31 protein-coding genes and 3 tRNA genes are annotated in these 26593 nt (G+C 36.2%); 12 read left to right on the top strand and 22 right to left on the bottom strand.

Features of this window, described 5'->3' with window-relative positions; all coding sequences use genetic code 11:
- Nucleotides 1-2: 2 nt before the first annotated feature.
- Complete coding sequence (locus tag EGI05_RS10500) at nucleotides 3-1028, bottom strand: T9SS type A sorting domain-containing protein (RefSeq protein ID WP_123263380.1); 1026 nt, start codon at nucleotides 1026-1028, stop codon at nucleotides 3-5.
- Nucleotides 1029-1343: 315 nt separating this feature from the next.
- On the opposite strand from EGI05_RS10500, the gene EGI05_RS10495 reads away from it, so the two are divergent.
- Together EGI05_RS10495 and EGI05_RS10490 are read left to right on the top strand one after the other, a co-directional pair.
- A complete protein-coding gene (locus tag EGI05_RS10495; protein WP_123263003.1) occupies nucleotides 1344-1580 on the top strand; it encodes a hypothetical protein in 237 nt (78 codons plus the stop codon).
- Between the two features lie 16 nt (nucleotides 1581-1596).
- A complete protein-coding gene (locus EGI05_RS10490; RefSeq protein WP_134197432.1) occupies nucleotides 1597-1827 on the top strand; it encodes a hypothetical protein in 231 nt (76 codons plus the stop codon).
- Nucleotides 1828-1850: 23 nt separating this feature from the next.
- Here the strand turns inward: EGI05_RS10490 and EGI05_RS10485 are convergent, their stop codons facing one another.
- The 3 genes from EGI05_RS10485 to EGI05_RS10475 form a co-directional block, all read right to left on the bottom strand.
- Nucleotides 1851-3539 carry a helix-turn-helix domain-containing protein gene (locus EGI05_RS10485; protein ID WP_123263001.1) on the bottom strand — a complete coding sequence of 563 codons (1689 nt, stop codon included), beginning with the start codon at nucleotides 3537-3539 and terminating at the stop codon, nucleotides 1851-1853.
- 232 nt (nucleotides 3540-3771) lie between these two features.
- Complete coding sequence (locus EGI05_RS10480; RefSeq protein ID WP_123263000.1) at nucleotides 3772-4176, bottom strand: hypothetical protein; 405 nt, start codon at nucleotides 4174-4176, stop codon at nucleotides 3772-3774.
- Nucleotides 4177-4205: 29 nt separating this feature from the next.
- On the bottom strand, nucleotides 4206-4712 hold the full coding sequence (locus EGI05_RS10475) for an outer membrane protein (RefSeq protein WP_123262999.1): 507 nt from the start codon (nucleotides 4710-4712) through the stop codon (nucleotides 4206-4208).
- A gap of 246 nt (nucleotides 4713-4958) precedes the next feature.
- Between EGI05_RS10475 and EGI05_RS10470 the strand changes: the two genes are divergently transcribed.
- Nucleotides 4959-6986: an ATP-binding protein gene (locus EGI05_RS10470; RefSeq protein ID WP_166668344.1), complete on the top strand. Its 2028-nt coding sequence runs from the start codon at nucleotides 4959-4961 to the stop codon at nucleotides 6984-6986.
- Nucleotides 6973-7611, top strand: coding sequence for a response regulator transcription factor (locus tag EGI05_RS10465; RefSeq protein WP_123262997.1), 639 nt, complete (start codon nucleotides 6973-6975; stop codon nucleotides 7609-7611). Before EGI05_RS10470 ends, EGI05_RS10465 begins: the two co-directional genes overlap by 14 nt.
- Nucleotides 7612-7673: 62 nt before the next feature.
- Here EGI05_RS10465 and EGI05_RS10460 read toward each other — a convergent pair whose 3' ends face one another.
- Nucleotides 7674-8123: a hypothetical protein gene (locus EGI05_RS10460; protein WP_123262996.1), complete on the bottom strand. Its 450-nt coding sequence runs from the start codon at nucleotides 8121-8123 to the stop codon at nucleotides 7674-7676.
- 284 nt (nucleotides 8124-8407) lie between these two features.
- Here EGI05_RS10460 and EGI05_RS10455 point away from each other — a divergent pair, with 284 nt between their 5' ends.
- The 3 genes from EGI05_RS10455 (at nucleotide 8408) to EGI05_RS10445 (ending at nucleotide 11008) form a co-directional block, all read left to right on the top strand.
- Nucleotides 8408-9046 (top strand): alpha/beta hydrolase, encoded by a 639-nt coding sequence (locus EGI05_RS10455; protein ID WP_123262995.1) that lies wholly within the window; start codon nucleotides 8408-8410, stop codon nucleotides 9044-9046.
- Between the two features lie 107 nt (nucleotides 9047-9153).
- Nucleotides 9154-10482 carry a PDZ domain-containing protein gene (locus tag EGI05_RS10450; RefSeq protein ID WP_123262994.1) on the top strand — a complete coding sequence of 443 codons (1329 nt, stop codon included), beginning with the start codon at nucleotides 9154-9156 and terminating at the stop codon, nucleotides 10480-10482.
- A gap of 1 nt (nucleotide 10483) precedes the next feature.
- Nucleotides 10484-11008: a hypothetical protein gene (locus tag EGI05_RS10445; protein ID WP_123262993.1), complete on the top strand. Its 525-nt coding sequence runs from the start codon at nucleotides 10484-10486 to the stop codon at nucleotides 11006-11008.
- Nucleotides 11009-11015: 7 nt separating this feature from the next.
- Here EGI05_RS10445 and EGI05_RS10440 read toward each other — a convergent pair whose 3' ends face one another.
- The 3 genes from EGI05_RS10440 to EGI05_RS10430 form a co-directional block, all read right to left on the bottom strand.
- A complete protein-coding gene (locus tag EGI05_RS10440; protein ID WP_123263379.1) occupies nucleotides 11016-12029 on the bottom strand; it encodes a L,D-transpeptidase in 1014 nt (337 codons plus the stop codon).
- A 120-nt stretch (nucleotides 12030-12149) separates the two neighbouring features.
- Complete coding sequence (locus EGI05_RS10435; protein ID WP_166668345.1) at nucleotides 12150-12611, bottom strand: cytochrome P460 family protein; 462 nt, start codon at nucleotides 12609-12611, stop codon at nucleotides 12150-12152.
- Between the two features lie 8 nt (nucleotides 12612-12619).
- On the bottom strand, nucleotides 12620-13582 hold the full coding sequence (locus EGI05_RS10430) for a cytochrome P460 family protein (RefSeq protein ID WP_123262991.1): 963 nt from the start codon (nucleotides 13580-13582) through the stop codon (nucleotides 12620-12622).
- A 159-nt stretch (nucleotides 13583-13741) separates the two neighbouring features.
- On the opposite strand from EGI05_RS10430, the gene EGI05_RS10425 reads away from it, so the two are divergent.
- Nucleotides 13742-14851: a LytTR family transcriptional regulator gene (locus EGI05_RS10425; protein ID WP_123262990.1), complete on the top strand. Its 1110-nt coding sequence runs from the start codon at nucleotides 13742-13744 to the stop codon at nucleotides 14849-14851.
- Between the two features lie 55 nt (nucleotides 14852-14906).
- Here the strand turns inward: EGI05_RS10425 and EGI05_RS10420 are convergent, their stop codons facing one another.
- Both EGI05_RS10420 and EGI05_RS10415 read right to left on the bottom strand, forming a co-directional pair.
- Entirely contained in the window at nucleotides 14907-15749 is an 843-nt protein-coding gene (locus EGI05_RS10420; protein WP_228428585.1) for a pirin family protein, read from the bottom strand.
- Nucleotides 15750-15900: 151 nt separating this feature from the next.
- Nucleotides 15901-16488 (bottom strand): Crp/Fnr family transcriptional regulator, encoded by a 588-nt coding sequence (locus tag EGI05_RS10415; RefSeq protein ID WP_123262988.1) that lies wholly within the window; start codon nucleotides 16486-16488, stop codon nucleotides 15901-15903.
- A 180-nt stretch (nucleotides 16489-16668) separates the two neighbouring features.
- Here EGI05_RS10415 and EGI05_RS10410 point away from each other — a divergent pair, with 180 nt between their 5' ends.
- The 4 genes from EGI05_RS10410 (at nucleotide 16669) to EGI05_RS10395 (ending at nucleotide 19386) form a co-directional block, all read left to right on the top strand.
- Complete coding sequence (locus EGI05_RS10410; protein WP_123262987.1) at nucleotides 16669-17394, top strand: SDR family oxidoreductase; 726 nt, start codon at nucleotides 16669-16671, stop codon at nucleotides 17392-17394.
- A 42-nt stretch (nucleotides 17395-17436) separates the two neighbouring features.
- Entirely contained in the window at nucleotides 17437-17943 is a 507-nt protein-coding gene (locus EGI05_RS10405) for a VOC family protein (protein WP_123262986.1), read from the top strand.
- A 21-nt stretch (nucleotides 17944-17964) separates the two neighbouring features.
- Nucleotides 17965-18954 carry an alpha/beta hydrolase gene (locus EGI05_RS10400; protein WP_123262985.1) on the top strand — a complete coding sequence of 330 codons (990 nt, stop codon included), beginning with the start codon at nucleotides 17965-17967 and terminating at the stop codon, nucleotides 18952-18954.
- Nucleotides 18955-19032: 78 nt separating this feature from the next.
- Nucleotides 19033-19386, top strand: a complete 354-nt coding sequence (locus EGI05_RS10395; protein ID WP_228428584.1) for a nuclear transport factor 2 family protein — start codon at nucleotides 19033-19035, stop codon at nucleotides 19384-19386.
- Between the two features lie 13 nt (nucleotides 19387-19399).
- On the opposite strand, the gene EGI05_RS18210 is transcribed toward EGI05_RS10395, so the two are convergent.
- The 12 genes from EGI05_RS18210 to EGI05_RS10335 form a co-directional block, all read right to left on the bottom strand.
- Nucleotides 19400-19507, bottom strand: coding sequence for a hypothetical protein (locus EGI05_RS18210; RefSeq protein WP_394337982.1), 108 nt, complete (start codon nucleotides 19505-19507; stop codon nucleotides 19400-19402).
- A gap of 263 nt (nucleotides 19508-19770) precedes the next feature.
- Nucleotides 19771-19844: transfer RNA gene (locus EGI05_RS10385), tRNA-Asp, on the bottom strand.
- Nucleotides 19845-19875: 31 nt separating this feature from the next.
- Nucleotides 19876-19949 (bottom strand) — tRNA-Asp (locus EGI05_RS10380).
- Between the two features lie 32 nt (nucleotides 19950-19981).
- Nucleotides 19982-20055 (bottom strand) — tRNA-Asp (locus EGI05_RS10375).
- Between the two features lie 126 nt (nucleotides 20056-20181).
- The gene (gene trxA, locus EGI05_RS10370) at nucleotides 20182-20499 is read right to left on the bottom strand and encodes a thioredoxin (RefSeq protein WP_123262984.1); all 318 of its coding nucleotides are present in this window, start codon (nucleotides 20497-20499) and stop codon (nucleotides 20182-20184) included.
- 76 nt (nucleotides 20500-20575) lie between these two features.
- Nucleotides 20576-21751 carry a cysteine desulfurase family protein gene (locus tag EGI05_RS10365; RefSeq protein WP_123262983.1) on the bottom strand — a complete coding sequence of 392 codons (1176 nt, stop codon included), beginning with the start codon at nucleotides 21749-21751 and terminating at the stop codon, nucleotides 20576-20578.
- A 15-nt stretch (nucleotides 21752-21766) separates the two neighbouring features.
- A complete protein-coding gene (locus EGI05_RS10360) occupies nucleotides 21767-22240 on the bottom strand; it encodes a hypothetical protein (RefSeq protein WP_123262982.1) in 474 nt (157 codons plus the stop codon).
- Between the two features lie 23 nt (nucleotides 22241-22263).
- On the bottom strand, nucleotides 22264-22851 hold the full coding sequence (locus EGI05_RS10355; protein ID WP_123262981.1) for an HAD family hydrolase: 588 nt from the start codon (nucleotides 22849-22851) through the stop codon (nucleotides 22264-22266).
- 6 nt (nucleotides 22852-22857) lie between these two features.
- Nucleotides 22858-23583: an SDR family NAD(P)-dependent oxidoreductase gene (locus EGI05_RS10350; RefSeq protein WP_123262980.1), complete on the bottom strand. Its 726-nt coding sequence runs from the start codon at nucleotides 23581-23583 to the stop codon at nucleotides 22858-22860.
- Between the two features lie 3 nt (nucleotides 23584-23586).
- Nucleotides 23587-24903 (bottom strand): FAD-binding oxidoreductase, encoded by a 1317-nt coding sequence (locus EGI05_RS10345; protein ID WP_123262979.1) that lies wholly within the window; start codon nucleotides 24901-24903, stop codon nucleotides 23587-23589.
- Nucleotides 24900-25787, bottom strand: coding sequence for a decaprenyl-phosphate phosphoribosyltransferase (locus EGI05_RS10340; protein ID WP_123262978.1), 888 nt, complete (start codon nucleotides 25785-25787; stop codon nucleotides 24900-24902). The genes EGI05_RS10345 and EGI05_RS10340 overlap by 4 nt, the downstream gene beginning before the upstream one ends.
- Before the next feature lie 107 nt (nucleotides 25788-25894).
- Nucleotides 25895-26584: an OmpA family protein gene (locus tag EGI05_RS10335; RefSeq protein ID WP_123262977.1), complete on the bottom strand. Its 690-nt coding sequence runs from the start codon at nucleotides 26582-26584 to the stop codon at nucleotides 25895-25897.
- Nucleotides 26585-26593 lie beyond the last annotated feature (9 nt).

Here is a 26593-nt window from a genome sequence, read left to right as displayed (position 1 = left end):
TTTTATTTTTGCATCAGCTGTATGGTTTTGGAAACCGTATTCTGATCTGTTTCCACTTTTATGATATAACTTCCATCCGGATAGCTTTGAAGATCAACCATATACTTCCCTTCTGTCTGTTTTGTTTGACTTGCTGGCAGAGTCAGTATATTTTTACCGGAGATATCATATACTGAAATGGATTTCATGCTGTTGTTTTTAATATCGATCCATACTTTTCCGTCTTTTGTAGGATTGGGATATAAAACCGCCGGTTTTTCTACAAAAGTTTCCTTAACCGCTAAATTCGTTGCATTGGTAGTATACTGAAATGTTGAAGGCAGTGCCTGTGGCATAGGAAATGTCATATTAGAAACCGAAAATCCTGCAATCTGTTCCCTGTTATTTTTATACCAGGTATAGGTAGTAATTTGAGTGGTTGATACAGTAGAACCTCCCATGCTTATATTGACGGTACTTGCTTTTTTTACTCTCAGAACATTAGTATATGTCCCTGCCGGAGTTTTCACAGTACCATATCCGTCTACGGTAATTACATCATTGGTATTGGTAGTTACTCCATTTACCGTATAGGAAGAGGTATCCGTAAAAGACTGTAAATAAGTGGTGGGAAATTTTAGTTCAATAGGAGTATCCGTATAAGTAAGGGTAAAGTTATTGGCAATATTCCTTGCCCCTATGGCTTCAAACTGAGTACTGGTCACTCTAAATAAATTCTTGTCATCACTTTGGTTTCCGCTATTGTCTAAACTTACCACATATCTGTTTGCCGTCGGAAATGATGCACATTCAGGAACAGACGAAGAACAGTTTCCGTAAAGAAGTTTTACTCCTCCTACAGTTCCCTGAACATTAGAAAAGTCCCAGGTTACATTAGCACCTCCATTACCCGGAGTATAAACTCCCTGATTAAAACTGATTTCTGTAAATTGAAAAGTCCCATTAATAATATCTGCACTTGTGATCGTGGGCTGTGCCTTAACTTTGAAAAAAAAGGCAATGATAATGAGTAAATATTTAGTTTTCATAATTGTAATATTTAGGATCTGGTTGAATGATTTATATAATCTGTTGGAATATTCCTGCAAGAAATTCTATTGCAAATGTTGTTCAAGCCGGACTATAAAAAAAGGCCGTTACCTGATATTTTATAAAAAAGACTATAACTTTTTATAAAAAGTCAATCACAAAACCCAACACAACACATTCATTTACTGGACATTAAAAACAATTCCGAAATTAATGGTATCATTACCAAATAATCCGTTACAAGAACAATCATTAATTTTTAATTTTACGTTATTCAGTTTTATAAAGAACAATACCATAAAATATTAGAGCATATGAATAAAAAAGAAATTAAATCCAATTCGAAGCTTAAAAAATTATCAAGAAAGGAACAAATGCTTATCGTTGGTGGAAATGAGGCTATAGGCGGTGAAGAAGGCAGTGGAACAACGAATGGCGGCGGAACTAATAATGGTGGCGGAACAGGAAACATTGTATGCCTTGACACCCTTATTTTCTGCTATGAACTGCCGGAAGGATGTCCTTGCATCGATCCACCTGTTGGAGATTAAAAATAAAAAAAATGAAATGAAAACTCAAACGAAACTTACTTTAAAAAAGCTATCCAGAAAAGAACAGTCAGCGATTATTGCCGGAGATACATCTATTAATACCGGTGATGATCCTCGTGGTGGGACAGGTGGCGGAACCAATAATGGTGGCGGATCAGGAAATGTAATAGATCCTTGTATTCTGATACCGATTGCGGAATGTATTTCTCAGAATAAATGCACTAAAGAATATGTACGAACTTGTTAAAGCAGAAAAACGTATCCAATGATCTATTCAGAAACTTTCTCAGCATTTAATTTTTCAATATACTGAAACGGGGTAACTCCCGTTTTTTCTTTGAAGGTTCTTGCAAAGGAAATTCCGTTCTTATATCCTACCAGATCAGCCAATGCCTGAGTAGTGTACCCTCTGATTTTTTTGTTCTCTGATAATTCTTTGAGGATATAATTAATCCTGAGCTCATTGGTATATTCACTGAAGGATTTTTTCATGTATTTATTGATCGTCTGGGAAAGATAGGTAGTATTTGTATTTAATTTTTTAGCTACATACGCCTGATTGTACTCCTGCTTCAGATACAGCTTTTTTTCTTCCAGCTCCAGAAGATTATTCATGATCTCGGCTTCCTTTTCATTGCTTATGGTATAAGTAGTCTTACTGGGGTTCTCCTCATTCAATGCCTTGTTTTTTACCTGCAAAAGCAGATCATTAAGCTTTTGCTCCGTATGTTTCTTTTTGCGTACCTGATAGAGCAAATAAATAGTTATGCTTACTAATACTACCAGTAAGGCAATAATTAAAACCAATTGATTGGTCTGTATGGAAGAACTCTTGGAAATTTCGTCATTCAGATTTTTGGAATTGATTTGTTTATAAAGATCAGCTATACTTTTTTTTTCCGCTTCCGAATTTCGTTTATATAAGTTTACAAATTGATTGCTGTAAAATTCTACCGAATCTGTTTTTCCTTCTTTCAGATAAATCTTAGACAGGTAATCCTGGGCAAAAATATAATCAATATTCGTTACATCCTCTTTTTCCATTGAACGGGATATCTCAAGGAAATTGGATTTGGATTTTTTATAATCTCCTTGCTCATAATAATTGACTCCTATATTATACTTCAGGTTAAAGATTTCGTCTTTAAAATTCAGCGATTTATACAGGTCCAAACTCTTTAGATAATACCGGGTTGCTCCTCCGTAATTTTGTTTTTTATTGTTGAGCGTCCCTAACATCAAATAGGTTCCTGCCAATAATTTTTCATCTTTTGCCACTTCAAGCAATCGAAACAGTGTGTTTGATGCACTGTCTGCATATTTCTTATTCTTATCCGGATCCGCAATAAATTTATCAGAATATAAATGTCCCAGGTTAGAAAACAGATTGTTGTATATGATTTCAAAATTCTCTTTCTCATACAAGTTTTTATTCTCTTTCAAAAGCTGAAGAACTTCTTTGGTTTCCTGTATGGCTTCATCAGTTTGTTTTACATTGAGCTTAACGAAAGCTATATTTCCCTTGATCTTTATATGCTGCCGGATATCATTGTTCTTTTGGGCAAAAAAATCAGCCTTAATGAATTTTTTCAGGGCTTCATTCGGAAGCTGATTGGCCATATCGGTATTCCCCAATATATTATAGATATGCGAAAGATCAGTATAATTTTCCTTCGCTTCCGGTATTTTTTGTAAGTATAGATTAATTTTTGGAAGATATTCTTTGCTTTCCTTTTCCTTTCCCGTAAGGGTCAGAAGGTATCTTTTTGCTGTAAGAGCAAACGCCTGGTCAATGTCCTTTTCTGAAGAGAAAACATGATTCAGGTATATCAATGCACTGTCTACACCAATTTTCTGATAGATAAAGAACTTATCCTTATAAAATTGTGTGCTTTTCTGTTGTGAGAACAGGAAAACAGACACGGCAAAAAAAATAAATACAATGATTCTTTTCCACATTATTTAATTCCGGATATATGAGACCAATATAATTAATTTTCTTCTTAAAGAGATAAAATATCAAACAATGTTCAGACACTTTATGTATAATCAAAGAAACACCTTGTGGAACCAAAGTGTTTCTTTTTAATACAAAATTAACCGCATGAAAAAACTACTTCATTGTTGAAAATCAATTCAAGTAAAAAAGCCGTGCGGATAGCATCACGGCTTTAGAGAAAGTTATCATTTTTTAAAAGTTATAGTTCGCATGTGCTGATAATGCTTGTCCTGTGGCAGTTGCTTCTTTTTTTAGTTCTCCGTCTACAAAAATCTGAACTTTCAAAGTAGAAGAAGCATCAGCACCCATTGCGTTCATTCCTACGTTTACTCCTATAGCGCCTGCAGGAACGGTGATTTCCGGACTTGTCCATGTGGTACCGCTAAGGCTCGTTGCTGTGGTAAGAGTGGTATCATAACCATAAGTCACCATATCCATATCACTTCCAGCAGAAGCAGTAGCTTTGAAAACTACCTTATGGCTTGTTCCGTTGTCATCATCGTCATTGCTACATGAAGATGTAATGCCTAAAAATAATGCCGTTAATAAAACAACAAATGTATACTTGAGCGTTTGGTGTATATTGATTTTTTTCATAATTTTTGGTTTATTATACTACTATTGGTTTAAAATTTATAAGTTATCCCTGCTTTTCCTCCTGAGGCTATCGTACCACCCCCGAATTCCACATTTACTCCGAAATGATCCGTAAAATAATATCTTGCTCCGGCTTGCCCTGCAAAACCAACTCCTGAAGATTCTCCTCCAAAATAGTCATAGTCTGAGCCTTTATACTTGTAAGAGAATGAGTTGTAAGCTAATGTTACCCCTGCATAAATATCCCACTTATTCGGTATTTTAAAAAGAGTATTAAAGTGGTAGTTCCCATTCACTCCAATTCCGATCCAGGTTCCTTTGATATCTCCTGTATATTTTTCGGTAGTAAAGCTCGCTTCGGCTCCTATGGTGATGTCGTTATGAATTCCATAATCAAAACCCGCATAAACAGGCATTCCCCATCCATTTGCTAATCCGATACCTGCATTTACCTGGGCTTCCCCTTTCTGTACTCTTTGTGCATTCATCATTCCAAAAAGTGAAATCAGGCCCAGTAAAAAGATCTTCTTTTTCATTTAATATTAATTTTAATGTTTAATTTGAGTAATCATGTCATTGTGACTTAGGCAAAGCTATCTATACCCCACACAAGCTGCAATCCTCAAAAAACAGTAATTTTTTCTACCTATTTTTAGGTATATTGTATAATTTGCCGATCTCGTATATTTGACAACATATACCATCATAAAATAACACGAAGCAATACCACAGTTCTTGGTGTATTTTTCTATTTTTGGATGGCAGCAATCCTTACACAGATTATGATAAATAAATATGTATTTTTCTTACTATTTTCAGTATTGGGCTCATATAAAGCAAGTGCTCAGGGTAGTTATTTCTATTATCTGGAAAAAAAGAACAGCAATTTTGACAGTCTGGTTGCCGCTACCAATAATGAAAGCATAGATACAGTAAAAGCGCTTAAATCTTATCAGATTGCGGCTACCTATTTCACAAGGCAGGATATAGAAAATTATAACAAATACCTTAAACAAGGGATCAGCAGCGCTTCTAAAAGCCAATTGTATAAAGATATAGGGCTGTATTACCAATCTTTGATCAATTTTACTAAGCCGGACGTAGTCAACCTTCTTGAGAAAGATTTTACCCGTATAGAATCCATCCTGAAAAAATATAAAAGTAAAGAAGCAAAAAAGATACGGGTTATTATGCTTCAGAATCTGTCCTTATTTAAAAGGATGCAGAGTAAAGAGGTGGAATCTATGAATATCATTATCACCAAAGCGATTCCTTTGGCACAATCCATTGGAGATAATGAACTTATTGGCAGCTTGTATAAAGGGGTTGCTCTTTCTTTTTACAATTCGCAGGATTTTACAAAAGCTATAGAGCATTGCAATACTGCTGAATCTTTTTTTAACAGGTTAAAAAAACAGACTCCACAATCGAAAGGTTTTCTCGGAGAAACTCTTTTGGTAAAAGCAGAGTGCCTCATGAGAGAAAATAAGATGGCAGAAGCGAAAAAAGAATTGAATAAAACCTATGCCATCATTAAAGACTATCCGGAATCCAATTTTCACTCTTTTTACTTCAGTACTCTGGGATATTACCAGATGAAACTGGGGAACTTTTCTGAAGCATTCAAAGATTTTGATTTAGGTCTCAATAATGCCGAAAAATATAAGAATACTGCTATCATTGAAAGAATAAACTTGTTTAAACAGAAAATCTACCGGGAGATGAAAGACTATCATAAGTCCAATGAGATCCTGGCCGAAGTGTGCAAAACATCCCCTTATAAAAAGAACAAGCAAGAAACGTTAAAAGAATTGGTGAGAAACTTCACTGCTCTCAAGGACACAGCCAATGTTAATTTATATGGGGAAAAACTTATCAATTCTATTGATAGTAGCAATACTGTGCTTATCCATCAAAATATAGCCGACCTCGAAGCCAGATACAAAAAAGCAGAAACGGAAAGAAAAATCGCCCGGCTCAATAAGGAAAAAATTCAAAAACAATTGGAGGTCAATAAAAAAGACTCCTATTTATGGATTTTAGGATTGGTTTTACTACTGTTTCTCAGCTTGCTGATTTTCCTTTTCCTTCTCTACAGAAAAAACAAAAAACTGTCTGAACAAAAGGAGATCAATCTTCAGCAAAAAATAAAAGACATCCAGCAAAAGGAAGAATTATCGCTTACAAAAGCTATTCTGGAAGGCGAAGAAAGGGAAAGGGAACGTATTGCCAAAGATCTTCATGATGGTCTTGGCGGAATGCTTGCGGGCGTTAAAATCAACTTTTCCACCTGGTCATCCAATAACCTGGAAGCGGATCAGCATAAAGATTTCTATAAAATTCTAAATCAACTGGATCATTCTGTTACGGAATTAAGACATGTAGCCCGGAACCTAATGCCCGAATCCTTGTTGAATTTCGGCCTGGAAACCGCATTAAAAGATCTCTGTGACTTTTATACCAGGAAAGACTTGGAAGTGGATTTTCAGCCTATTAACATCAGTAAAAACATTCCTTTATCCATACAGCTCAATATTTATCGAATTGCCCAAGAGTTATTGACCAATTCAGTAAAGCATTCAAAGGCAACCAATATATTGTTGCAATGCTCCCAATCTGAAGAATATTTCATGATTACCGTTGAAGATAACGGGAAAGGATTTAAAGAAGAAGATTTTAAAAAATCCAAAAGTATGGGGCTCCATAATCTTAAAAACAGGGTGAATTACCTCAAAGGTAAAATGGAGATCAACTCAGATCATGAAGGAACCATTATCAATATTGAATTAAACACCTATGCAATCTCATAAAATAAATATCGTCATTGTAGATGATCACCCCATCGTTATTGAAGGGTTGAAAATGATGCTTAAAAACCAATCGTTCTTTAACATCTCCGAAAGTTTTACTTCAGCTTCGGAGATCACTCAATATGTAAAATCCAATATCGTTGATATTATCCTACTTGATATTACTTTGCCTGATGCCAATGGTATTGAATTATGCAAGGATATTAAGAAGATATCCCCCGATACTTCTGTTATCATGTTCAGCAACCGTTCTGAGCGCAGCATTATCATGCAATGTATCCAAAACGGAGCCAGCGGTTATTTATTAAAGAATACCTCTATCGAAGAGCTCATAGAATGTATCAAGGGAGCACTTTCCGGAAATATTGTATTCTGTAATGAAACGAAACAGATCATCAGCAAACCTTCTCAAAGCGAGCTTTCATTACCCAGACTTACCAAGCGGGAAAAACAGATTCTGAAACTTGTCGCCCAGGGAAAAACAAGCAGTATGATCGCCGAAGAGCTCTTCCTGAGTCCTCTTACTGTGGATACCCATCGGAAAAACCTTTTACAGAAATTCCAGGCAAAGAACTCCACAGAACTTATTACCATCGCCCTGCAACAAAATATGATAGAAGAATGATTAGATAAAAAAAATACCGCTGTTGGGCGGTATTTTTGTATTGTAATATAACTTGCTTTGATTTATAGCTCTAAGAAACTATGGGCAACTGAAACACTTTTCGTTCCACTTCCTTCAACCGTTTTAGTTTCCGCAACTTCACCATCAATCCAGATCGTTACTGTTAACTTAGAATCTGCATGCAACAATTCTGCGTTAGCTGCTAAATTTAATTGAGACTGACTTGAGTTTACAAAAAACTCTCCGCTTGTCCATGTAAAACCTGGTGTATCGTAGATGTTGTTTGCACTTGTTCCAACCTGTGTAAAAATCGTCTTGAATTTACTAAATGTAGTTGGCGGCGGAGTAGATGGTCCCCCATTCACTATTTTCGCTTCAAACTGAACAATATGATCTGTGAATTCTTCATCGTCATCATCTTTACAAGAATTAACAACAGAAATTACCGAGAATAATACGATGAATAAAAAAGAAAGTCTAAGTAAACTTTTTGATTTGTAAAATTGCTTCATTTCTCCAAATAGATTTTTAATGTTCCAAATATAAGTTTTTTATCAATATAAAAATAACTTTTTTGAAAAATTTCCAATAAAGTTTTCCAAACAATATCAAATCAATAAAAAGAAAAAACAGAGTCAAATTTTGCAATTTATTGATTAAATCAAAATTCAAATAAAGTTCATAAATAATTACTAATCAATTGTTAAAATAAAATTAATTTAAATGATAACTTTAAATACAAAATATTCTAATATCAAGTCCTTTTTTTAATTCAATTTATAACTATATTTGCTTTATGAATTTAGATTACATCATTCGAGAACCGGAAAATATAACTCCCAATACACCTGTACTTTTTATGCTTCACGGATATGGAAGTAATGAACAGGACCTCTTCAGTTTCAGAGAAACACTTCCTCAAGATTGGCTTATCGTAAGTTTCAGGGCGCCAAGAACAACTCAATTTGACGGATATTCCTGGTACGATATAGATTTTGATAACCCTGAAAATTTTATAAATGTTGATCAGGCCAAGGAATCTCTTCGGGCTGTTTTGGAAAGTATTCTTGATATCATTAACCGTTATGGGCTATCTGAAGGGCAGACTCATCTTTGCGGTTTCAGCCAGGGAGGAATCTTGTGTTATGCTCTAGCTTTACAATATCCTGAACTGTTTAATCGTGTGGCCTGTATGAGCGCTTATCCTGAAAATAAATTATTGGGCAACATCATTAAAGACAAAAAGAAGCTGGAGCACTTGCGTTTTTTTATCTCTCACGGAACAGATGATGCCGTAATTCCATTAGACTGGGGAAGAAAAGCAGCAGACCTGTTATATGATCTCAACTGTTATTTTACGTTCCGCGAATACATGAGCGGACACGGAGTCAACCAAAAAAACTATATGGATTTAATGGAGTTTTTCTCAAAATAACCCATATTAATCAAATAATAACTCATTATATTGCAGTTTATACAAAGATTCTCACCATTGAGAATCTTTTTTATTTTTCGTAAGGATAATTTCACTAAATTCAGTAAATGAATTTAAGATATTTTATTCTTACTCTATTTTTCAGCATTTTCATCAATGCACAAAACGCTTTTGAAATAAAAGACGCTAAAAAAACTGTTATACCTTTCAAACTTATCAATAATCTTATTTTCATTCCTATTACTGTTAACGGAGCAGAGCTTACCTTTTTACTGGATACAGGGGTGGCTGAGACACTGCTTTTCAGTTTAGAGAATAAAGAGGTCAGATTAAGCAATGTGGAAAAGATCAGGTTTTCCGGATTGGGCGGAGATCTAAGCATCGATGGGTTCAGATCGGATCACAATGTTGGAAAAGTGGGAGATAATTTCATCAATGGCTCCATGACGGTTTTCATCATTACCAATCAGGAATTCAACATCTCTACTCATGTTGGAATTCCTGTAAATGGAGTTATTGGCTATCATTTCTTTAAAAATCATCCTGTTGCCATAGATTATCTTTCAAAAAAAATCACTGTTTATAATGATGACCGTTTATTCAGAAAGAAAGCACAAAAGTTTGAAGAATTCCCTATCACCATTGAAAAAAGCAAACCCTACATCTATGCAGATGTAGAAATGACGAATGAAAAGAAAAGCTCCAAACTACTGATCGATTTGGGAAACAGTGATCCTATCTGGCTCTTCCCTACCCTCATCAAAAATTTTGTATATAACCGGCCTAATATCGATGACTTTTTAGGAAGAGGTTTTAATGGCGACATTTTTGGCAAAAGAAGCCGCATTCACAATTTTTATATCGGTGACTTTAAATTTGAAAAACCCCTTACTGCAATGCCGGATGAGTACTCGATCCAGCATGTAACCATAGTAGACAATAGAAAAGGTTCCGTAGGAGGCGAAATAATGCGCCGTTTTACAGTTATTTTTGATTATCCTAATGAGAAGCTGTATTTGAAAAAAAACAGGAGTTTTGGCGATCCTTTTCATTTTAACATGAGCGGGCTTGATTTCAGACAGGACGGACTTCAGTGGGAAAAAGATTTTGTTTCCATAGAAACTACCAAAACCAATAAAGTTGCCGCTGAATTGACAGCGGGTGAAAGATTTCAATATAAATTTGTCTTAAAACCTATTTTCTCTATTTCCGGAGTAAGAAAAGATTCACCAGCTGATCTGGCTGGCTTTAAAAAGGATGACCAGATCATTACCATCAACGGAAGCAAAACTTCCGATATGACCTTGGAAAAAATCATGGAAATCATGAAATCCCAGGAAGGGAAAACCATCACTATGGTGGTACAGAGAAAAACAGAAAAACTGACCTTAAGCTTTATATTGGAAGACCCTATTCCTTATCAAGATCAAGATTAATATGAAAACCGAAGAAACCACTTTAGACAAAATAAGAACCCGGCCGAGGTTCAAAATGTTTACAGACCTTACCAAAGAAGAATATGCAGAAAACCTGAAAACTTATCTTAATGAGCACAAAGATGAGTTTTCCGGCAACATCAACAAGGAAGTGGCTACTATTTGTGTAGAAACAGAAGATGATAATTACTGGAAACCCAGGCTCTCATTAAGAATAGAAACAGAGGACGAGCAAACCGCCATAAGAGGTGTATTCGGACCTAGTTCAGCAGTATGGACGTTCTTCATGTTCCTTTATTTTTCTTTCACCATATTATGGATGACTTTTTTCACCATGTACTACGTTGAAAAGCAAATCAACAGCAAAGAATTCCCATGGGCTTTAAATGCTTCTTTTGTTATGCTTGTGTGTATAGGATTAACGTATGCCGCAGCAAGATTCGGACAAAACAAGGCCAAAGGTGAAATGCTGAAACTGAGAAAGTTTGCAGAAGAATCTACCCTGCAGTTTGAGAAGAAACCTTAATCATGAATTAAGGTTCTACAGTTTTCGGAGTTTCTGGCATTTGTTCCAGCACTGCTTTTGCTGCTTTTATAGAATCCACCACTTTTTCTCTGTTATCCTGCTCCTGTACTATTTTTTCAATATTCGGCTCGATCATTTTGGTCATTTCCTCTACAGAAATGTTATTGGCATTAGGATCATCCAACAGTTTTCTCCAAGGTTTTCTTTTACCCCACGGATAATCTCCATATACCAAAACAGGTGTTCCTTTTGCTTTTGTAGTCGCTCCACCCGGATTTAACACCCACGTATCTGCATAGGAATACAGCCATTGAGCATCTTTCATAAGCAATCTCAGACATGAATGCGATGCCGGATAACCCGGAAGGTCATACTGATGCCATCCAATTCCGTCATGATTAAAAATATTGAAGTTATAAGGCAATTTCCATTCGCTGCTTACGGTGGAGATCGCCAGTTTTTTCTTCCAGTTGGCAAACGTTAAGCCGGTTTTTGTCTTTGCAGCTTTCTTACCCATACTTGTTGGCCCCCATTTCACCAATGTCCCATTAGAATATACTCCGTAAGCTTGAATAGGATATGAAAAAACCACAAACTTTTTTACGGGACTCAATACGTCAAGCTGTGCCGGGAAAGGTGAATAAGACATCAATGTACTATCAATCTTCACTGGAACCACCAATGTATCTGCATTCCATTTATTTTTAGAATCCAGCCTGTTCAAAGCAAGAATAACATAACGTTCTTTTTCAGTATACTGCTTACTGAAGACAGAAAACATGGAATCTCGAAGTTTTTTATCTTTCGGAAGTATAAATGCTCCATAAAATCCATTATCCTTCATGGGAGCAGGAATAGACTCTTTTTGTACTACAGAATCCTTTTTAATAGAATCCTGCTTCTCCGCCGGAGTCTCTATGGAAGAAGTATCTTTAAAAGTATCGCTTATTTTCTCTATTTCTTTTTTACATGAAACCAGCAATAAAGCGCATAAAGAGGCATATAGAAATGATTTTTTCACAAATATGTTCATAAAATAAAACAGGTCATTTAGTTCCGCTACTGCAGTACAAATATCAGACCTTAAATTGAATAATGCTAATTATTCATAAAAATATCGTGAAAATACGGTAACAAAAATTTAAGGAGAAACAACCCTATTTCGGGAAATAATAAAATTTATTCTCGAGGGCTCCGTCTTTTTATCAGTTTGTACCTTTTTTAAAGGTTTTCCCTGATACTTTTCATAAACAGCTTCTCCTTTACCTACAAAAGTTATTTTTTCAATGGATACGATCTCTTTTGGAATATTTGCTCCAAACCAAAGCTCATCGGGCTTTTGTTTCCAGGTAACTTCATAAAAAACAGCATTTCGGGGATAATCGGAATTAAAATTTTTCTTTACATGGCTGAAAGCTATCTCATTTCCATATAATGTTGACATTGTACTGTCTTTTGATTGAATTGCCAATGTGATCGGATGCATCAGCAGTGGGTTATCTTTCAATACATCATTTTGATGAAGAGAAGCATTCTTATTGATCAGTTCCTTAGAATCTTGCTGACAGGAAATCAACAAAACAAGTACAAAAATTAAATTCAAGCTATATTTCATTTTGTCTGATTTTTTTTAAGTTGAGAAATTAGGTACAAAGGCGACGTAAACGTATAATCATGCTTTGCAACCGGCCTATGACACTCAATACATTCCTTATCAAAATCCGGTGTTTCTCCATAAGGCTTCAGGTCATTCCCTTTCCATCTGCCCCAACCCCAGCCTTTTGTTGCTGCATATTTTTTGGCATCTTTTACCATAAACTCTACCTGAATGAATTCCCCTGGCGTACTATTCCCATCCTTCTGAAGATTTTGTTTCCAGGCAGCTTTTGCTAAAATACTTCCATCAGGCCATGAACTTATCTTACCATCTTGAATAGCTTTTACGGCAACATCATTCCCAAAAATAATACGCATTGTACCATTATCAAAACGATCGGTTATACTGATTGCCTTCCAGTTACGATAACCCGGAATATACTGTAAGCCATTTAATGCGGGCTTTACGTGGGTATCTTTCATTTCATTGCTAATGGTTAGATCATTTTGTTTCTCAATATCATTTACAAGGGTGGCTTCGGAAGGCTTTTTCGAAGAAAGTGACAAGGCATAGTCTTTTAAAATCCAAATTTGCTCGTTATTCAGTTTTGCTGAAGAATGTATCCATGCATAACTCGGAACCGGCATCTCACCGGATAATATTTTATTGATCGAGTAATAAATAGTAGAATTCTGCTTAGCTTCCGGCCAGGAATTCCATTTTGAAAAATCAAGAACTTCACGTCCCTGTCTTACATGGGAATTAACTAGGAAATTGGCAGGAGTAATTTCATCATACCACCGAAGATTGACTTCCGAAGAATGACAATCAAAACACGAATTCCTTAAGATGGCATCTATTTCTTTGGGAACATTTACAAGATGTTCGGTCTTCATTCCCTGATCTATTTTTTTGGGTCTGAAAAACTGCAGTCCTATAAAGCCAATAAGTAAAATCAAGATCAATTTATTTTTCATGGGAAAAGAACTTATAATTTAGATTTGAACCAAAATTATAGAAAATCAATACATTACAACTCTATTTTGTTAATGAAAAGGAAAAATATAAGTGTAAAAGCGAATATTTCCCCGTGAATAAATCCGTATTTTTGAAAAATAAAGAACTATTCTTCCTTAATGAAAAAATTCAATCTTTATATCACTACCTTTCTTGCCATAGGCATTGTGATTTTGCTGGTCAGTTTTTATTCATTCAGATATCTATATTCTTCATCTAAAGAAGATCTTCTCAACAGCAAGCTGGAAGCAGGAAAAACGGAAGCACGGGAAATTGGTATGTTATTAGAATTCCAGTTGAAACAAGGAATTCCCAAAGAAACCGTCATCCAAAATCTTCAAAACAGCATTTCTAATACAGATACCCAAAGTGGTTTCATTTGTATGTATAATCGAAAAGGCATTGAAATTTGCCACCCGAATCCTGCATTGATTGGACAAAAAATCAATAAAAATAATTCCGGTTACACCTCCGGCAATAAAAAATCTGATTTTATTGAAATACTGAATGCAGGTAAAGCAAATACCGGAATACGTAATTTTAATGGAAATTCAGGGCGCAGTTCCGAAATTGTAAGTGTATTCCCGGTAGAAGGCAGCGACTGGATGGTGGCCTCCCACGCAAATATCAAAGTTATAGAACAACAGATTTCATATGTATACTTAAAATTTTCGCTGGTATTTTTAATTTCTACTCTATTGATTCTCGGAATCAGTTTCTTCCTGATCAGAGTAATTTATAAAAAATATCAAAATCAGACAGACAATGAAATCAAAAATCTTAATGATGAGATCAACGGTTTAACTGCATTAAATACACAGCTTAATGTTATTCATGAAAAATATCAAAACAGTAATAACAACTTTAATACAGGAAACCTGACCGAGAATTCAAAAAGAAGGATTATTACTTACCATAAAGATGAGCTTATCTCTTTGGATTCCAGGGATATTGCTTACTTCTTTTTAGAAAATAATATTGTTTATATCAAAACAAATTCAGAAAGTCAGTATAGTATTACCTCAAGTCTTGATGAACTGATCAAAACTTTGGACCCAAAAATGTTTTACAGAGCCAACAGGCAGTTTATCATTAATGTAAAAGCAATTACTACGATTCTTATTTATGGTAAAAACCAACTAAAGCTTACTGTAAAACCTGAGCATACTGAAACAATACTCATCAGCAAAAATAAGGTGGCAGAATTTAAGAAATGGCTCGAACAATAATTGTAAATTATACCTGAAATCTCTGATAAGTAAAAACATAATGTAGTGACTGTTATTATTTGTCATATCTGATTACGCCATACTTGCCCTCATAATAATCGTTGTAAGCCAGCGAAATTTCATGGTGCGTATTCATCACAAAAGGCCCCGTTGCGACAACAGGCTCCATATATTTTTCACCTCCAAAAAATATAAGATCCACGGGATTGATACCGATATTCTTTATTTCAATTTCCCCTTCCCTTTGTTCAAACACGAGGAGGTCACCCATGTAGTATTCATTATCATTGACTACTAAACTTTGTAAAGGAAGGTATGCGGCATATTCCATTGTTGGTTCCGTTCGCAGGGAAAATAACTGTCTTCCTTCAAGGTGTAGATGATATATAAATTGTTTTGAATAAGCCGGGATTTCTGATCTCATATCCTCAAAATCACCAGCTACAACTTTTATCCACCCACTGTTATTGGGGAATACCTTCAATGGGACATCTGTTTTTTCCACTGGCAAATAGAATGGATCTTCAGCTTTATTTTTTGCGGGTAGATTAATCCAAAACTGGAAACTGTGTATTAATGCAGTATCTGTTGTGGGATCGGCGTGAATACTTTCATCATGCACGATGCCGTTTCCTGCTTTCATCCATTGCACGCCACCGGAATGTACCTTGGCGTGATGGCCTCTACTGTCCAAATGTTCTGCTTCACCATTCAGTATATAGGTAAGCGTTGCTATACCTCTGTGTGGATGGGCTCCCATCCATTCCTGTTTTATATTTATCTCGATTAATGGCAACAGGTGATCAAGAAATACAACTGGTCCCACTGCCTCAATAAAACGATTGGGAAGAACTCTGTCAATTTTATAATTTCCAATATCGGCCCTTTTGCCTTGCAATATTCTTGAAATGGGTGTGATTTTTTTCATAAATATTTTACTGCTGAATTATTACATGCAAAATTCCTATAATTTCCTGGTAAGGATCGATGATATGCAGCAATAAAAACCGTTGATTTACATCAACAGTTTTTTTTAAGGAGATCGTATTTTACCTTTTGACAGACTGATTGCGGATTCGGCTAAGCGTTTCTTTGGTAATTCCTAGGTAGGAAGCGATGATGTGCTGTGGGAACCGCTGCAGAAAATCGGGATATTTTCGCAGCAATTCCTCATATCGGTATTCCGCAGTATAATTGATGGAAGAGTGTAATCTACTTTGCATAGCCATATGATGGGCGTCGTCAAATTTTATTCGCAATTGACAAAATGCAGGAATAGTATTGACTTTATCATACCATCCGTCTGCTTTTGGAAGCATCAGGACTTGGGTTTCCTCCCACGCATCGATATTATATATCGATGGCGTTAATTTATGATAACTTTCCCTGTCCGAGGTCCACCAATTCTCTATCGCAAGGTTCAGTACGTGCTCATTCCCTTTCTCATCTACTGTATATTGGCGGACAGCTCCCTTTACAATAAAAGAAATATACTTGCATACATCTCCTTCCTGTAATAGAAACTGCCTTTTTCTGAACTTTCTGGGAATAAATGCCTCACGTATCAACTTGATATCCTCTTCTGAGAGTGGAACGGAAGTTTGTTGGTCAAGGTAATTTAAAAGCGCAGTAAACATATTGTAAAGATAAATAAAAGGAATATAATAATCTTCGCAGAGCACTATGGAAAAATGTTGATTTAGATCAACATAATTTTTTATCATATCTCATCGTAGGCTAAAGTTGATCCCAGATACCTTTGTTTAATAAAAAACTGGACAAGCTTATACATACTTTAAAATATTAAATCTAATAATATGAACAGAACAGAAGGAATTTTGAAAGGTAAACATGTAATGATCGTTGGGGGAAGTTCGGGTATCGGACTTGCTACGGCTAAGAAGGCAAAAGCAGAAGGTGCAATAGTTACGATTGTGGGTTTTAATCCCGATCAGACAGAGCGCATAGCCAACGAAAATGGATTTGAATGGAAGGCTTCTGACGTTACAAAACAAGAAGCAGTCAAGGCAGCCTTATCCGATGTTAGGCAGGTTGACCATTTGGTACTACTGGCAGGCACTTTTGTTGCCGGAACAATTTTAGAGGCAGATTTAGATTATCTGCATAAAGCATTCGATGAACGTATTTGGGGAGCATTGCATATTATACGTTCGCTTGGTGAAAAGCTATCACCGGAGGCATCGATCACTTTTACCTCCGGTGTTTTGGCAGACCGTCCAGGGCCGGGAACTGCGATATTAGCAGCTGCATCATCCGCGGTGGAGTCTTTGGCCAGAGGCCTTGCCCTTGAGCTTGCACCACGCCGTGTGAACACTGTCTCACCGGGAATTACTGACTCACCTCTTTTGTCCAAGTCTCTAGGTTCCGGCAAGGAGGCATTTGTCAATTCGATCAGAGAAAAGCTTCCATTGAAACGTGTTGCGACGACGGACCATGTGGCATCAGCTATTTTATTTCTTATGGCCAATGAAATAATGACTGGAGAAACGATGCATGTGGATGGAGGGCAAAGGCTTATTTAAACATTTCAGGATTAGATCTATTTAAATAAAAACTCACATTTTATGCTTAAAAACATCAATATCAATCCTTTTTTTGCAGGACTATTCCAAATTGGCTTTGTAACCAGGGATATCGATAAAGCCGCCGATTTTCTGACTGGTACAATGGGTACCGGCAAATTCATGAAACTTTCAAAACCAGAGATCAGTGATCAGACATGGAACGAGGAACCGATCGATATAGTGGTTGATCTTGCGTTTGGACAGTGGGGAAATTTGAATATTGAGCTTATACAGCCTATCGAGGGTGAAAGCTCTTATAATGAAACACTTCAAACTTTTGACTGGATTGGCATCCATCACATCTGTGTTAAGGTACATAACGTTGATGAAGCATCTGCGGACATGGCGGAAAAAAATATACCGTTAATCCAATCCGGAAGGTTTGGGGATCATAGTACTTTCCACTATTTTGATACAAGGCCTTTTCTAGGCTACTATACGGAGGTGCTATACTTCGATGAAGATACGGAAACCCTCTTTGATAAAATTGCAAGAAACGATTTTTAAAACATAATAAAAACTATTTTTATGAACAACACACATCAGGAACGTCCTTTTAAAGGAGAAAATGACCCGTTGATATTTTCAGAGATCAAGGCTTTTCTAAAAGCACTTAACAGTGGTGGAGGTGCGCCATTGGAAACTTTAAGCCCTGCCGATGCTCGCCAGGTATTGATTGACGCCCAAAATTCGGTGGAGGTTAGTTATGCAGGTATAACAGAATCGGAAAAAAAGATCTCACAAAATGGATACGAGGTCAATATCCATATCACCAAGCCGGAAGGTGTAAAGGAGGGAGCACCGGTCTTTATATTCATCCATGGTGGCGGTTGGGTTCTGGGCGATTACCCGACCCACAGGAGACTGGTAAGAGACCTTGTGGTGAGCAGCGGTGCTGTCGCTATTTTCCCGGATTATAGCCCATCCCCTGAAAAACAATTTCCAACTGCTATCAACGAGATTTATGCTACGTTGGAATGGGTAGCGGAAAATGGTGGCGAGATCGGTGTAAACGCCACCAACCTTGCTGTTGTCGGAAATAGTGTCGGTGGAAATATGAGTGCTGTAATCACATTGATGGCCAAGGATAAAAAAGGACCTAAGATCAAGTCGCAGGTATTACTCTGGCCAGTGACGAATGCTGATTTTGAAACAGAGTCGTACAATCTTTTTGCCAATGAAAGGTTTCTGACAAAAGGAATGATGAAATGGTTCTGGGATAATTATCTTCCTGACCCCACGAAGCGCAATGATATTTATGCCTCTCCGCTGCAGGCAACTCTCGAAGAATTAAAAGGGCTTCCCCCAGCGTTGGTTCAAACAGCGGACAATGATGTCTTACGTGATGAAGGTGAGGCTTATGCGAGAAAATTAGATGAGGCAGGCGTGGCTGTAACACTGACTAGATATGCAGGTACTATACACGATTATGGTTTGCTTAACCCCATCGCAAATGTTCCCGTAGTGCAAACAGCTTTATTACAGGCCGGGGCATTTCTGAAGGATACGCTTCAGTAAGTTGAAGTTGTTGTAATGTCAATCCGACTAACGTTATTATCTTTAATAAAACATTTTAAACAAAAAATAAAAAATATAATGGAAAATTTATTTGACCAACTACAAGAATTACACATTGCCGCCTGGAATGAAAAAGATATAAAAAAACGTGAAGAGTTTCTTAAAAAGATTTACGCGGATGATGTCAAGATGTATGATAATGAGTTTATCCTTGAGGGTTTGAAAGCTGTTTCAGATTTTATAGGAAAGCTTATTGCAGAAGATCCTGCTTATACGTTTTCCGCAGTAAAACATATAGAGCCACTTCAGAACAGTGCAAGACTTTTTGGGCGTATCCAGACCGGAAAGGGGACACTTAACAGCATGGACTTTTTCCTGACCGAGAACGATAAAGTAAAACATCTATATGCTTTTATTGAACCTGCCGGCTAGTAAGCAGAAATAATTAAGAGGTCATCCATACCATAAACGATCGGCTTTCTTCGAGGAGCCTACTGATCTTTTGTGCTTTAGAATTCCATTTTGATGGTATAATTGTTCGTTTTGTACTAATTTCTGATATTTTACCATCAATGGTAATCCTAAATAATTGGAGATTCTCCTGAAGAATTTATTTACAAACTGTTCAGTTTATGAATGGTCTATTCAAAAAGGTTTTCTTAAATTTTCGGCGACCTGCTTTGAACCTGCTTTGACAAGTCACCGAATAGGTCACTTTCAGATTATTAATTTTTAACGCTTGAAACCGATATAAAATAAAAAAACGCTTTAAAACAAATGTTTTAAAGCGTTTTGCACTATTTGATTCAATAGTTGCGATCCGGACGGGACTCGAACCCGCGACCTCCGCCGTGACAGGGCGGCATTCTAACCAGCTGAACTACCGGATCAATTTTTTTAAAGTAAATTGATAAACTTATGCGATCCGGACGGGACTCGAACCCGCGACCTCCGCCGTGACAGGGCGGCATTCTAACCAGCTGAACTACCGGATCAATTTTTTTGAAGTAAATTGATAAAACTTATGCGATCCGGACGGGACTCGAACCCGCGACCTCCGCCGTGACAGGGCGGCATTCTAACCAGCTGAACTACCGGATCATTAAATTTAAAAGAGCTTGTTTCTTTTTGTGATTGCAAAAATACACCTTTTTTAGTTACCTGCAAATTATTTTCAAAAAAAATGCCTCCCATAGCTGGAAGGCGTTCATTATCAAAGTTATTTTTTTACAAGTGTGCGCTTAGCTTTTCAGCAATAACGTCTTTTGGAGCTACTCCTACTAACTTGTCTACTACTTCTCCATTCTTAAAGATAAGAACTGTAGGAATATTTCTGATGCCATACTGCATGGAAATTTCCTGGTTGTTATCTACATCTACTTTTCCTACTACTGCTTTTCCTTCAAAGTCAGCTGCTACCTCTTCAATGATTGGTCCTAACGTTCTGCAAGGTCCGCACCATACTGCCCAAAAGTCTACTAATACAGGTTTATCTGATTTTAAAACCGTTTCCTGGAATGAGCTATCTGTAATTTCTAAAGCCATTTTATTTTTCTATTTAAATTAATATTATATTTCTCAATTATTTACAGTTCAAAATTAACACTTTTAAGCAATAAGCTTATCTATGTTCAGCATTTGTTTTTTCTATAACGAAGTCATTAGAAATTTCTTTCAAAGCCGTTACTAAAGTGTCAATATCTTCTTTGGTCGTTAAATGGCTAAACGAAATACGAAGTGGTGTACATTGGTCCATTTCATCTTCAGACAAAACCATCATCATTACCATAGAAGGTTTTGAAGCCCCAGAAGAACAAGCACTTCCCTGAGAAATTGCTACTCCTTTCATATCCAGCTGAAGGCCAATTAAAGGGTTTTTATAAGGCAATAATGCACTTAAAACCGTATAAAGGCTGTTTTCTTTTTCTGCACTTCTCCCATTGAATTTAATCCCCGGAATTTCAGCGGATAATCTTTCTATAGTATAGTCTTTAATTCCCTGCATATGATTCGTATATTCCTCCATATGTTCAAGGGATAATTCTAAAGCTTTTCCTAATCCCACAATTCCGCTCACATTTTCAGTTCCAGCTCTTAAGCTTCTTTCCTGAGGTCCTCCGGTAATGATTCCTTTCAAACCTGTCGCTTTTCTGATAAAGGCAAACCCCACTCCTTTCGGTCCGTGGAATTTATGGGCACTGCATGAGGCAAAATCAACCGGGATTTCAGAAAAATCGAGGTTCATATGTGCCATAGTTTGTACCGTATCTGAATGGAAAAGAGCGTTATACGCTTTACACAATTCAGCAATTTTTTTAATATCTGCAATATTTCCGATCTCATTATTAGCATGCATCAAGCTTACCAAAGTTTTTTTATCGGAAGATTTTAGCAATTCTTCTAATTTAGTAAGATCAATATCTCCTTTTTCATTAGGCCGGATATAAGCTACTTCTACCCCTTTTCTGCTTTTCATATCCAGGATACTTTCAGAAACACATTTGTGTTCTAAAGGGGAACTGATGATTCTCTCCACTCCAAGATGTTCTACAGAAGATTTAATGATCATATTATTAGATTCTGTTCCACATGAGGTAAAGATAATTTCAGCGGGAGTAACGTGTAAATAATCTGCAATCTGCCTTCTTACATTTTCAATCAGGATTTTAGCTTCCTGACCGAAACTATGTGTAGAAGAAGGATTTCCAAAATTCGTCTTCATAATGCTTATCATTGCATCAATAACTTCTTCTGAAATAGGTGTGGTTGCAGCGTTATCTAAATAGACTTTATTCATTTTTACTTTTACTTTTTACTTTGAATATTTTAATTCTACTGAATTGAAATGATAACTGGAAGGAACAGCAAAAATCATCCAAGGGTTTGAAATCACCTGTATTTCCATTCCTCCAGAAATATATTGTGGAACTTCAATATACAAGATATTATCCTTCACTGAAACACTTTTTATCTCAGTGATTTTATGATCTCCTGATCTGAACTCTCCCAGATTGTATAAAATAACTTTTTTATTTTTAGGAAAATCCGGATAATTAACTGTGGGCTCTTTGCCAGCTTCTACAATTGTAAAGCTTCCGCCTTTTATCGCTTTTTGAAATTCCTGTTCATTCTTCAAAATAACAAATCCGGGACGGCTTGCCCCACCTTGCGATTCCGATATAAGAATTTCCGCATTAGCCTGCATATCCTGAGATTTTTGGGTTTTGGAAGGTGTGTTAGCGCAACTCATAAAGACCGCAAAACACCAGACAAGCAGTTTGTTCATTATTACATTTTTACCACCCAAAATTAGTGAAAAAATTGATAATGTCCTTCATTTGCCCATTTAAGCATATACTTGTCTCCTGAAGTATCTCCAAAAGCTATGATTTTATCGAATTTTGTATTGCTGATTTCTTCTTTTATCCTTACCAGTTTTTCTTTTCCATTACAGTTTTTCCCGATGAAATTTCCTGTAAAAATGCCATTTTCAAACTCAGCTTTTGTAGAAACCAAACGCATTTGTAGGGCATCTGCGAATGGTTTTGCCCAAATATCCAATGAGGCAGTAACCAATAGGCTTTGTATATTACTGCGATCCATATTATTAATGAAATCGAGGGCATTTTCCCTAATAATACCCGGATAATTCTTTTCGAAAAACTCTTTTGATTTCTTTTCTATCTTTTCCTGGGTCTGTCCTTTAAGAATAGAACCTATGAAACTCTTTTTTACTTTTTCAGTTTCAGCGAGCTTTAATTTTAATAAAATGAAAAGCGGAACATGCTTAATAAATTGTATCCGGAATTTGGTGGAATCATAGAATCTAAGATACATAAACATCGTATCTTTATATGTAATAGTGCCGTCAAAATCAAAACAATACAATTTCTTCATAGGACCTTAAAGCTTTAATTTTTTGAAAATAAATTCAGGGATATTCCTGATGACCATCATAATAACGCCCCAAACCGGTAAAACGTATGCAACATTCTTTTGTTTTTTATAAGCTTTATAAATGCAATCAGCTGCCTGTTTTGGAGTAGCTGTTAATTTCGGGTTCAATGGCAGTCCTTCCGTCATTTTCGTAGCCATAAAACCAGGCTTTACTGTCAGTACATGTACTTTTTTATCAAATAGGTAATTTCTTAAACCACTTAAATAGGCTGTAAAAGCTGCTTTTGCGCTCCCATAAATAAAATTACTCTGTCTTCCCCTGTCTCCTGCTACGGAAGAGAGACCAATAATAGTTCCGAATCTTCTGCTTTCAAATTTCTGGGCAAAATAATTGATCACAGGGACCAATTTGGAATAATTGATATCAATAATTCTTTCCGTATTCTTATTGTCATAAAGACCTTCTTCTGTTCCTTCCCCCAAATATCCCGTCGCACAAAATAAAAGGTTGGATTGAATGGTATCAAAAGTATTGTAATCAATCTCTTTCAACAAATCCAGCTCAATGACTTCAGATTGCTGAAGAAATTTCACATCAATATGTCTTGCAAATCTTTCCGTAGTTTCTTTATTTGAGGTAAAAAGATATATTTTTTCAAATTTTTCCCCTTCCTGAAGTGCTTTTTCCACAAAAGCCTGTGCTACTTCAGACGTGCTTCCCAGAACTATCATTTGCTAGTTATTATTTATGATTCTTTTGTGCTGCAAAGACACAAATTTAGGATTTTGAATATTTTTAAGATAATTGGTCAATGAAGATCGGCTCATGCTGTCTTTCGTGAGATAGATCCTCCCTCCGAATTCCTGAACAATCTGATCCAGCTGATCCACCAATTTTTTAAGCTTTGAATTAACTTTAAAATCCAATGCTAATGTATATCCTTCAAAAGGAAACGAGTTGTAAGCCTCCGGATTATTTTTCCCAAACAACTTTAATACAGCCAAAAAGGAACCGTTTCCACTATTGGCAATAGTTTCAAGAATTCTTTTCATCCCCTCTTTTCCGGTTTCTTTCGGAATCACCATCTGATATTGAATAAATCCGGACTTTCCATAAATCTTATTCCATTCATTAATGGCATCCAAAGGATAGAAGAATGTTTCGTAATCAATAAAGTTTTTAACTTCTTTTTTAGCTTGTTTCTTATAATATAGCAGGTTAAAAATCTTTACAGTAAGTGCATTCAGGACGAAATTGGGAAAATAGAAAGGTACCGTAGGCTGAAACTTCTTTTTCAGTCTTAATGGGTTATTCTTTAAATTCTGAGGTAACTCATGCTGAAAAGCGTGTTCTCCTCTCATTAAAATACTTCTTCCTATATTCTTTCCTTTTTGAAGACAGTCAATCCATGCAACCGTATAGGTCCAGCTTTCACTTTCTTCAAACAATCTGAAAATTTCATCAAGATTCTCCGCCTTGATGCTTTCCTGACGAATATAAGCAGTCTCTATATTTTTAAGCTTGAATTTAGCAGTCAGTATAATTCCTGTAAGTCCCATTCCGCCAATGGTCGCCCAGAATTTATCTGAATTCTCTTCACGGGAACAGGTAATGATCTGCCCGTTTTCGTTCATCAATTTGAATTCAATCACATATTCTGAAAAACAGCCTTCTGCATGGTGGTTTTTTCCGTGAACATCCGATGCAATGGCACCACCTACGGAAACAAATTTGGTTCCGGGAGTTACATATAGAAAATATCCCTGCGGAACCACTACCTCCAATACTTCTGAAAGCAGAACTCCGGATTCACATTCAATAATTCCGTTTAAACGGTCGAAACTGATAAATTTATTGAGTTTTTTGGTGGAAAATATATATTCTCCCAATGAAGCATCACCGTAACATCTTCCGTTTCCTCTTGCAATGACTTCATTATGACTGAGTACAAATTCTTTTATTTTACTGAAGCTGTCATCAGACCTCATTTCTTTTTCCACTATAGGATAATTGCCCCAGTTGGTAACCTTTTGTATAAAATTCGGCTTCATTTTTTAAAATAAATTTGAATTAAAAATGCAGCCACCCATAATAATAAGGTAACTTGAATATATCTGTCTCTGTACACAATTTTTGTCGGTGATTCTGTTCTGTTATATACCAAGGTCTGCTGCAGGTATCTTAAGAATGCAAATACAACAAAAATAACAGTATAGAAAACCCTTTCATGAAACCTGTCCTGCACTTCCGGTGATAAGGTAAACATCAGATAACAAACAATAGCTAATGTTACAGAGATTGAAAGTGCAATATCAGCAAACTGTACATTATAACCATCCAATGCTCTTCTTGTTTTTCCTGAAACCTGAGCATTAATAAGCTCTCCTCTTCTTTTTCCGATGGCTAAAACCAAAGCCAGAACAAAGGTCAATAAAATAGCCCATTGAGAAATACTGATTCCTGTAATATAACCTCCTGCCAGCACCCGTAACACAAATCCAATAGCAATAATGAAAATATCAATGATCGGAACATGTTTTAACTTAAATGTATAGGCCAGGTTCATCATGAAATAAAACAGGATAATGGTGGCAAATTTCCATAAATCCTTATGGAAATAGGCTTGAGCAAAAAATACAAGAGCTATGTCTATAACAATTAAGCTTACAAGAATTCCTATGGCATTGGATTTTGAAATAGCTCCGCTTGCGAGAGGTCTTCGCCTTTTTTCAGGATGCTTTTTATCCGCTTCAATATCATTATAATCATTCAGGATATACACTACACTTGCGGCGAGGGAAAAAATGATAAAAGCAAATATGCTTTTGATAAGCAAGTCCAGATTGGTAATATTGCCAGAAAAAAACAGTGGGACAAAGACGAAAAGATTCTTTACCCATTGCTCTACCCGCAGCAATTTCAGATATTTCTTCATTTATGTTATTTCAATTGCAAAAATAGTAATTTCAAAATTTATAGCATAAAAATACAAAAAAAACCGCCGAAGCGGTCTTTTAAGAAAATATTTATATAGTTAATTAACTATTGTCCCTGTTGGGCATCATTAATCATTTTTTCATTAGCAGTGATAGCAAACTCAACTCTTCTGTTTTTTGCTCTTCCTTCTTCTGTATCATTAGTTGCCACTGGCATGCTTTCTCCTTCTCCCATAGCGAACAATCTGCTTGAAGCAATTCCTTTAGCTGACAGATATGCTTTTACAGAATTTGCTCTTCTTTCAGAAAGTTTCATGTTATAGTCGTCTGAACCTTTGCTATCTGTATGTCCGTAGATATTGATGTTAGTATCCGGGTTGTTGATAAGCACCTGAGCCAGTTTATCCAGATTGGTTTTAGCTGTAGCTGTAAGATCTGAGGAGTCAAAAGCAAAGTTTACGATACTTTCGCTCATGGTGATTTTAATACCGTCTCCTACTCTTTCTACTTCAGCTCCCGGTAAAGTTTCTTTAATCTCTTTAGCCTGCTTATCCATTTTAGAACCGATAACATTACCTGCTACACCACCGATAATACCTCCTAATACAGCACCTAAAGCAGCATTTTTACCTTTTCCTACATTATTTCCTAAAATACCTCCAATTACTGCTCCTGAAGCCACTCCCACTGCCGTACCTCTCTGTTGGTGATTAGAGTTCTGAACAGCTTCACAGCTTGTTAACAACAATGCTGATGATAAAAAAAGTGCTCCGATATATGTTTTGTTAAATTTCATCTTATTTAA

It is taken from the genome of Chryseobacterium daecheongense (genome assembly GCF_003729955.1).
Taxonomy (GTDB): Bacteria; Bacteroidota; Bacteroidia; order Flavobacteriales; family Weeksellaceae; genus Chryseobacterium; species Chryseobacterium daecheongense.
Note: the sequence above shows the minus strand (reverse complement) of the source record. Positions and strands in the feature narration are given on the sequence as shown.